The organism is Pseudomonas sp. 21615526, assembly GCF_013386245.1.
Taxonomy (GTDB): Bacteria; Pseudomonadota; Gammaproteobacteria; order Pseudomonadales; family Pseudomonadaceae; genus Aquipseudomonas.
Window position 1 is genome coordinate 1 of sequence record NZ_JACAOM010000285.1, and the last position, 344, is coordinate 344.

At 58.4% G+C, this 344-nt stretch carries 1 protein-coding gene; it reads left to right on the plus strand.

Annotated features, from left to right (window positions below; translation table 11 throughout):
- Positions 1-301: phosphate ABC transporter ATP-binding protein (locus HX786_RS31720; RefSeq protein WP_372847455.1), on the plus strand; the 301-nt coding region annotated here is incomplete at its 5' end.
- Positions 302-344 lie beyond the last annotated feature (43 nt).

Sequence of the window (344 nt, forward strand, 5' to 3'; positions counted from 1 at the left end):
GCAGCAACGTCTGGTGATCGCCCGCACCATCGCCGTGGAGCCGGAAGTGCTGCTGCTCGATGAACCGTGCTCGGCACTCGACCCCATCTCCACGTTGAAAGTCGAAGAGCTGATCTACGAACTCAAATCCAAGTTCACCATCGTCATCGTGACCCACAACATGCAACAGGCGGCGCGGGTTTCCGACTACACCGCGTTCATGTACATGGGCAAGCTGGTGGAATTTGGCGACACCGATACCCTGTTCACCAACCCGGCGAAGAAGCAGACCGAAGACTACATCACCGGTCGCTACGGCTAGCAGGTGGCTGGTTGCTCACTGAACTGATGCTGCGGTCGACCGC